Source organism: Nocardia sp. NPDC004278, from assembly GCF_053602975.1.
The window spans coordinates 2,943-10,651 of the sequence record NZ_JBSGEQ010000083.1 but is presented as its reverse complement, the minus strand read 5'-3'; the positions used below and the strand labels follow the sequence as shown (position 1 = coordinate 10,651).

Here is a 7,709-nt window from a genome sequence, read left to right as displayed (position 1 = left end):
CTGCCTCCGGAGCAGAAGGCCGCAGGTTCGAATCCTGCCGAGGGCACGCACGAAAAAGGCCCCTGACCAGCATTCAAGCGATCAGGGGCCTGTTTCGTTCGCAACCTCAGCCAGCCTCGATGTCACGAGTTGTCACAACCTCACTCAAAGTCTTCGAAGCCGCGGCGAGCGCATCAACTTGAGAATGGGCGTAGATCCTCGCTGTCACACTGGCATCCGCGTGGCCGAGCCAAGCAGCGATAACCGCCATCGGCACCTTCCGCAGGTGCATCGTGGTACCGCAAGTGTGACGAGCATCATGCAAGCGGATGTGACGAACCCCCGCAGCCTTGGCCGCTTTGGCCCACTTGTGCGTCAGCGTGTCCGGATGGAAGGGAGAGCCGTCCTCATTGCACGCGACGTAGCCGAGATCTTGGTACGCCTTCCCCAATTGCAACTTGTCCGCCGCTTGCCGACGACGCGCCTTCCGCAGCACCGAGACCATCTCGTCGTCCATCGGCAATGTCCGCTCCGACGCCTCGGTCTTCGGGTCGTCCTCCACCGCCTTGCCCCCAGCAGCGGCCCGACCGATGTTCACAGTGATCGTCTTCGCCTTGAAGTCCACACCGGACCACCGCAGGCCGCCGATCTCTCCACGCCGCAGACCACACAGGGCCAGGAACCACAGGTGTCCGTTCCGGTCTCCGTCCAGGCTAGTCAGGAACGTCGAAACTTCAGCCGGGGTGTAGGTCTGAGGCTTCCGCTTCCGGCCCGGCTTCGGTTTGATCGCACGAGCGATGTTGTGCGACAAGAACTTTCGCTCAATCCCGTAGTCCAGAACCCACGAGATCGTTTCAACCGTGCGCTTGAGCGACCGCGCCGCCCAGGGCCGCCGAACGTTGCCCTTCTCAGTCTTGCTGCCGCCCTTCTTCAACGAGGCCACCAAGTCGTCCAGGTGCTTGCGGGTCAACTTCTGCACCGGGACGGCCCCGTACTTCTCGCGCAGCGGAGCGAGGTTGTACTCATAGCCCGCGAGTGTCGTCGGGCGAGCCCAGTGCATACTCTCAAGCCAATCCGCGCACACCTCCTCTACCGATACGTCCTTGCGAGGCACGAAGCTCCCCGATGCCGCATCAGTCAAGAACTTAGCCAGGGCCGACCGCGCTTCCTTCTCCGTGCGGTAACGACGCCGGACCTGGTGCCGTTTGCCAGTCTCAGGGTCACGGCCAGCATCGGCAACAACCTCGTAGCGAATACCTGGCTTACCCGTTCGCCGCTCCGTGACGTCAATCTTGGAGATCTGCGGAGGGAGTTGCTGCCTGCTCATGCTGCCGACGCATGGTCGAGCCGGGCAATGTAGTCAGCGATAGCCTGTTCGGTGACGAAGCGGCGGCGGCCGATCTTGACCGAGCGCAGTTCGCCGGACCCGATCAGCTCGTAATACTTGCTACGACCAATCGGGATCAACTTGCGAACTTCGGACTCATTGAGAAGCTTGGACATGACGGTCCCTCCCTATGCTGCTGTGGATTGCTGAACGATCGAAAGGTCTTGCGGTGCACTGGTTCCCTGGTTTTCACCTGGTGGTCCTTCGGTCATGGCGAGGCGGGCGTTGGTGTATTGGGCGCGTTGGTTGATCCGGGCAGCAACGAGCGCCATGACCAGATGCGAACGAGGTGGCGCGTCTTTGTCGCCAGGACCCACCGGGGTGATCCGCAGGTGCGAGGTATCGGGGGTGAGGATGCCGACGCGGGCGAGCTCCTGGCGGACGAAATCGAGTCGATCGGCCTTATGGTCGGGGACCGTTTTGCCCGACCACTTACCCGAGTTCAAGCAGCGCCGTCCGGGCAGACCGAGGGTGTCACGGCGGTGGGCGTTGCCCTTGCATTTGCCCGGTTGGGTTTTCTCGTTGGCGCCCTTGGGGACGATGCCGTAGCGCAGCCACACACCACACCGAGGCGAGCACGGAGTCTGCTGCAACTCCGCGTGGAGCCGGTCGTAGTGCACCGCGACGCGGGTCGAGTCGGTGTCGAGGACTTCGGCGATCGACTTGGTCAGGTACTTGGTCAGATACCGAACCTTGGTGTGCATTTCCTCACTGCCGCCGAGGATCTGCACCGCTTTGGACTGGCCACCGAACTTCAGCGTGTGGGCCGGTTCGAGATCGTCCACGGTGTCCATCACCGCCAACGCGTCATCCCAATAGGTGAGCGGCTTGCGGGTGCGCGGGTCGACGAAAGTGCCTGCGGTGTAGTCCCAGACCGGCATGTTGGCGTCGCTGTAGACGGGGGTGTCGAAGTGCGGCCACCAGATGTTGCGGAAGGTTGCCGCGGTGACCTGGTACAGCAGCTTGGAGGGGATCGAGCCGCGGATAGCGATGTGCAGGTGCGGGGCGCCGCGTTTCTGTGGTTCCACGGTCGCGAAATATTGGACGTTCCAGCCGACCGCGCGGCGTAGGTTCTGCATCCACCGGTCGAACAGGCGGGCGAGGTGGATGGTGTCGCGGGCTTGGCGGGTGTAGTCGTAGGACTCGGGGTCACGCGGGGAACCGTCGGAGACCATCTTTCCGGTTTCGGGGTCGCGGACGCGGTTGATGTGCCCGTAGGAGTCGAGGGTGAGGGTGAAGAACGTTGAGGGCCGGTATTTGCCGCTCGCGTAGGCGGTGCCCACGGTGAGGGCTTTGTTGACCTTCTGGCGTGGCAGGTCGGGCAGGTCGTCACGGCGGCGGGTGGACTTGGCTTTGCGGCGTGGTTTCTCATCCAGCGCTGGGAGGCGGCCCCGCACGCCGAGTTCACGCAGCTCGACATCGAGGTCGGCCACCAATGCTTTGATCGCGTCCGCCAGTTCGTGATCACCGGTACGGCGAGCGTCGTGGTAGTCGGTGAAAAGGATTGCGCGAGAGCCCAATACGTCTTGCTGCGCTTCGGTGACCACGGTTTCGGGGTCGACGGGTTCATGTTCGGCGCACCAGCCTTCGCGCAGTTGAGTCATGCGCAGGTACCGGTTGGCTTTGGCGCAGGCGGGGCAGGTGGTGGCGTTGGTGGATTTGCAGGGGGCGCCGACGTAGGAGGTGTGGGAGGTGATCGGGTCGAAGGCCCGCATGGGGATGACGCGTGCGCAGACGCCTTCTTTCTCGGCGGCCGCTTCGGCGATGTCGGTGATGTCGGGCATCGCGCGTCGCTCGGCGGCGGTAACCCGGTTGGGGGCGACACCGGCGATGGGTGTGGTTTGTGGGGTGGATGGCCCGGAGGCCGGAGCGGGAGTGGTGTCCCCGGTCCGGCCTCCGTCGATCATCTCGGTCATGCCACGTCCTTCAGGTCATCCAGTAGCACGGCAGAATCGGGTGAAACTTGTTGGTAGAGAACGATTTCCACTGTTCCGGGGCCGACGATCGCGGCGTCGCAACCCGGGACACCGAAAGCGGTGGCGAGGTGGGTGGTGCGGTTCTCGTAGTCGGCGGGGCAATGCCCGTCGAGCATCCGCACCCGAACCCGATCCGCCGTGTCTCCGATACGGACCGACAACAGACGCGGAACACGAGTCACACCATCGGCGGTGGTGAGGGCGAGGCGGGCGGCAGTCATGCGGCGGGACCAACGCAGCCGGTAGCGGTACCAGGTCAGATAGCGGGCACGGAGCGGGGCGCTAATCCACCGTCGGAAGGTCCGCGGGCTGCGAACCCGCCACAACACCATCCCCGCGAACATCGCTTCACCTGCGAAAGCTGCTGTCCACCAAATCATTTCGATGCTCTCCCTTCGGATGCGAGTTCGAACAAGGCGAGTTGGTTCCGGCAGGTTTCGTGCAGGTCCTTGCGCTTCGGACGTGGTTTCCGGACCGAGGCGGCTGCCTTGGCGACGATCGGGTTCGTTCGCTGCGCTGCCGGTTTGTTGCTGGTCATGCCGCCCAGTCCCCACCGTCGTAGTCATCGGCGCCCCAGGCCGGAAGCGTCCCGGTTTCGGCGAGCAGGTGAACCGCGACCGAGACCGGATCCAGGCCCCGGGCTTGCAGCTGGCAGCGGCGACGGGCGTGCAGGTCGATAACGTTGTCGTCGTAGCTGTGGTTGGTGTTCATGACAGGGCCTCGGTTTCGGAGATGCCGCACACGGTGCAGGTGCGGGAATGGGTGGTTTTGCTGAGCCGCACGGCGATACGGCGGTCGGGGAAGGTGTGGCCGGCTTCGGTGCAGCGGGCCAGGGCTTGGCAGCCGTCGCAGATGACCTTGTCGCCGTCGTAGATCCAGCCGACACCAGCGGAGCGGGCGTTGAGGTAGCCGACAGCCTGGTTGACCGTCTCGAAGCAGATGCCTTCACCGGTGTTGTCGGTGTAGGTGTCGCCGCAGACGTCGCAGTAGATGACCACGTGTACCTCGGTGACGAACCCGGTTTTCATGCCGCACGCCCCTCGGCGAAGTCGGCCAAATCGACCGGGCGGGGGACCGGGGTGTACTGGTCGACGATCCGGTCGACATCGGTGTCGGTGACCATGAACGCGCGAGCCCGCCGGAACCCCGCTGTGCCGTCTTCCTGCACGTAGCACACGCCCGGTGTCGTGTGCGGGATACGGTCGCAGTAGGAGCCGCGGTTACGTGCGCCCTGTCCGTGGATCATGGCGACCTGGGCGGCTTCGTCCATGCGCATGCCGACCCGGTACGGAAGCAATTGCCGTTGCGGCACATTCTCTTTCGACGGATCGATGACCGTTTCGATCACCGAGAACAGTGGTGCACGCCCTTGGGACAGCAGCAGGCCGTGAGCACGTGCGAACCGCTGTTGCCATTTCGGTTCGGTGAACGCGCTCAACGTGGCCGCCTCGTCGATGATCGTGACAACAAGGGGGTTGTTCGGTGTAGGAACGGGTTTACGGACCCTGTCAGCGCGATACTTCTGAGCCGCGGACTGCATGTCATCGGCGGTTTCTTCCAACAGCCCGACCATGCCTTCGGGGGTGGTGCATTCGAACCGGGAGCACAACGGCTCCAGAAACCCCAGTTCCTGACCGCCTTTCGGGTCCACTGCCCGCAACTCCACCCGCCCCGAGCGGATCGCAGGCCCCATACCGTTGACCAGCGAATACAACACACTCGACTTGCCCGAACCCATACCGCCCGCGATCAGGACGTGACGGCCCTGGATCGGAACACGCCAGCTCGCGCCGTCTTCGAACACGCCCGAGGCAACCGCCTCCAAATCCACGTGATCAGGGACTTCCAGCGGCAGCGGGACCGGGTTGGCGAGGGTGTCATGCACTCGGATCTGCAGGCGGATGAAGCCAGGAAACGACGACAGCGCAGTCACTTCCGCAACACCGAGGTACTGGGCCAAGGCATCCAGGGTGTCTTGATCGGTCCAGTCCGAGAGCTTGTGCCCGCCGCGCATCTGCACGTCAACATCCAGCCCGTAGGCGGTGTACTCGACATCCAGGACCGTGGGGAAACCGTCATCTTTCGAGCCGACACCCAGCTCACGCCACAACATGAATTCTTGTTGACGATCACAGAACACCAGGATCGAGGCTTTCAACGGCATCGGTGCCGCAGCCACCCAATCGGCGACTGTCTCCACACGAGCCGCGGGCTTGCGCGACCAGTACGCCATCCGCGCCGCCATGCCCACACCACCGGCAATCGCGGCCAGCGGAGGCAACGTCGTTATCAAACTCATTGTTAGTCAACACCTTTCAGAAATAGGGAGAGTCCGTCTACGAATCAGTGCGGCCCGCGATCCCAGCTGTTGTTCAGCACGCAGAACTGGCCGCACGCGCTCTCATCACGCGGTGGTGCCGGTGGTTCGCAGAACATCGCGCACTTGTCCGGAGACGGGCGCGAGGGCTGGTTTTGGCAGAACATCACGCACCCGGACGGATCAGCCACGGCCGCCGGAGCCGCCGACACGATCACAGCGGCGAACACCACACCTACGGGCAGCAGCAACAATGTCGACATCACGCCACCGCCGACCCGCGAGCGATACCGAACTCGGTCAAGGCCGCGACCAAATCAGCCGCGAGCGCTTCGGCCTGGTCGTAGTCCATCCGCACCGAGACGTGAACGGTCGTCTCACTCCCGATCTCCATCACCACGGCCAGCTCCCCGTTGGGGAATCGGTGGCAGAACGCTTCCACCTCACCGGGAAACGACGCGGCGGGGACGGGCGACTGTTGGTCGGCCCCGACGCTGCGGACCTGCTCATCCACCGAATCGCGCAGATCCTCGATCAGCCAGAACACCTCGCGCGGTGACAGCGCAACCCCTTTGCGCCCCAGCTTCAGGAAGACCACGTCTTGATCCGGGTCGTAACCGGTTTCCATCCGCACTGGCGGCGGTGGGAAGCCGAACATCTCACGCAGGAACATCAAATTCATTGCTAATCAACACCTTTCAGAAAATTGTGAGCGGAGCCGCAGCAGGCAGCAGCGGAGCAGCCGGACGGGCGGGAATGGGTTGGATGGTTCGCACCGGCGCGGAGACCACCGGCGCAACCGGGACCTCGGCCACCACAACGGGCGCAGGAACTTCGACAGGCGCAGGGACTTCGACGGGCTCAGGCACGGCATCCGGAAGTTGCGCAGGCAAAGCAACTACCGGAACTGAATCCGTTGCAGGAGTGTCTGATTCGACCGGTGAGGGTTTCCGAGTGCGCAACAGCACCGCCAGGCCATGCGTGTCGATCAACAACGCAGCCGGGGCGATCACCGCCAGCACCGCGGCACCGACCCCGTGACCCGACACCAGAGCGTGAGCGATGTTGCCGCCGATCGAGACCGCAGCCCCAGCAATCAGGACACGTTCGAACCATTTGCGGTCGTCGCTCTCAGCCAACGCCAACACGGCGATCGTGGCCTGAATGATGGTGCCGTCCACGATGACCGGGAACAGCCACGCCAATCCCTCTGGCGTATGAGCCTTGACCGCGAGGTCACGCAGCGCCGCGAACGACAACACGAACGCGGCAACGCCGATGACCACGACAACGAGAACGGCGGACCAGCGAGCCCACGCCATCCCCTTGGACTGCTGATCCGCCGTGTCCATCTCAGGCCGCCTCAGCCTGGACCGCAGCCCGTTCAGCGGCAGCGTGCTCTGCGGCATCATGGGCCATCAGCAGCCCTGGCAGCTCCTCAGCGAGTTGACGAATGTGCTCGATGTCGAGATACACCGTCGATCCGCCAGAGTGTTCGTTGTCCAGCGAGATCCACACCGAAGCCGGAACCTTGAAACCGTGCTCACTGTCACGGGCCGGGTGATACTGCACCTTCATCGAGGCACAGAGGCCGACATGCATGCTCATGTGGGACATGGCGATCACGCAGCCTTCGACGCGGCGGGCTGGTTGACCTTCGCACCGGAGTTGTCGCCAACGATGCCGGTCGCCCGAATGTTCCAGCCGATCGACTTGAACTCACCGTTACCGACGACTCGCGGCTTGAGCATCAACCCCTCCAGCTCGATCGGCCGGATACCCGGCGAGATCTCCGGAGTCGACGGAACCGGCTGATGATCAGAGACGAACACGACATCGAAGCTGGCCTGCGCCGCCTTCCCGCCCGTCGGGTCCATGATCGTGGCCTTCCACAAGCGCTTACCGGTGCCGTTACCGTCACGATCGAAATCGAGCTGGTGACGCTTCGGCGCGCTGCGGTCCTGGTTGAACTCGGTGACGGCCTCGATGCCGCCGAGCAGGAACACCCCCATCGGGAACGCGGTACGGAAATCGGTGGAAAGCCACATAT

At 63.7% G+C, this 7,709-nt stretch carries 11 protein-coding genes; all 11 read right to left on the bottom strand.

Annotated elements, in window-relative coordinates:
- Nucleotides 1–106 precede the first annotated feature (106 nt).
- Nucleotides 107–1,306 carry a tyrosine-type recombinase/integrase gene (locus tag ACWEO2_RS43940; RefSeq protein ID WP_452410819.1) on the bottom strand — a complete coding sequence of 400 codons (1,200 nt, stop codon included), beginning with the start codon at nucleotides 1,304–1,306 and terminating at the stop codon, nucleotides 107–109.
- On the bottom strand, nucleotides 1,303–1,482 hold the full coding sequence (locus ACWEO2_RS43935; RefSeq protein WP_452410818.1) for a helix-turn-helix domain-containing protein: 180 nt from the start codon (nucleotides 1,480–1,482) through the stop codon (nucleotides 1,303–1,305). Before ACWEO2_RS43935 ends, ACWEO2_RS43940 begins: the two co-directional genes overlap by 4 nt.
- A 12-nt stretch (nucleotides 1,483–1,494) precedes the next feature.
- Entirely contained in the window at nucleotides 1,495–3,282 is a 1,788-nt protein-coding gene (locus ACWEO2_RS43930) for a replication initiator (protein WP_452410817.1), read from the bottom strand.
- The gene (locus ACWEO2_RS43925; RefSeq protein WP_452410816.1) at nucleotides 3,279–3,908 is read right to left on the bottom strand and encodes a hypothetical protein; all 630 of its coding nucleotides are present in this window, start codon (nucleotides 3,906–3,908) and stop codon (nucleotides 3,279–3,281) included. Before ACWEO2_RS43925 ends, ACWEO2_RS43930 begins: the two co-directional genes overlap by 4 nt.
- Nucleotides 3,877–4,053, bottom strand: coding sequence for a hypothetical protein (locus tag ACWEO2_RS43920; protein WP_452410815.1), 177 nt, complete (start codon nucleotides 4,051–4,053; stop codon nucleotides 3,877–3,879). The genes ACWEO2_RS43925 and ACWEO2_RS43920 overlap by 32 nt, the downstream gene beginning before the upstream one ends.
- Complete coding sequence (locus ACWEO2_RS43915) at nucleotides 4,050–4,370, bottom strand: hypothetical protein (protein ID WP_452410814.1); 321 nt, start codon at nucleotides 4,368–4,370, stop codon at nucleotides 4,050–4,052. Before ACWEO2_RS43915 ends, ACWEO2_RS43920 begins: the two co-directional genes overlap by 4 nt.
- A complete protein-coding gene (locus ACWEO2_RS43910) occupies nucleotides 4,367–5,641 on the bottom strand; it encodes an FtsK/SpoIIIE domain-containing protein (RefSeq protein ID WP_452410813.1) in 1,275 nt (424 codons plus the stop codon). The genes ACWEO2_RS43915 and ACWEO2_RS43910 overlap by 4 nt, the downstream gene beginning before the upstream one ends.
- A 280-nt stretch (nucleotides 5,642–5,921) precedes the next feature.
- Nucleotides 5,922–6,341, bottom strand: a complete 420-nt coding sequence (locus ACWEO2_RS43905; RefSeq protein WP_452410812.1) for a hypothetical protein — start codon at nucleotides 6,339–6,341, stop codon at nucleotides 5,922–5,924.
- A 16-nt stretch (nucleotides 6,342–6,357) separates the two neighbouring features.
- Nucleotides 6,358–7,011 carry a DUF2637 domain-containing protein gene (locus ACWEO2_RS43900; RefSeq protein ID WP_452410811.1) on the bottom strand — a complete coding sequence of 218 codons (654 nt, stop codon included), beginning with the start codon at nucleotides 7,009–7,011 and terminating at the stop codon, nucleotides 6,358–6,360.
- Nucleotide 7,012: 1 nt separating this feature from the next.
- Nucleotides 7,013–7,285, bottom strand: a complete 273-nt coding sequence (locus ACWEO2_RS43895) for a hypothetical protein (RefSeq protein ID WP_452410810.1) — start codon at nucleotides 7,283–7,285, stop codon at nucleotides 7,013–7,015.
- A partial coding sequence (locus tag ACWEO2_RS43890) for a hypothetical protein (protein WP_452410809.1) occupies nucleotides 7,282–7,709 on the bottom strand: 428 nt, incomplete at its 5' end. The genes ACWEO2_RS43895 and ACWEO2_RS43890, both read right to left, overlap by 4 nt.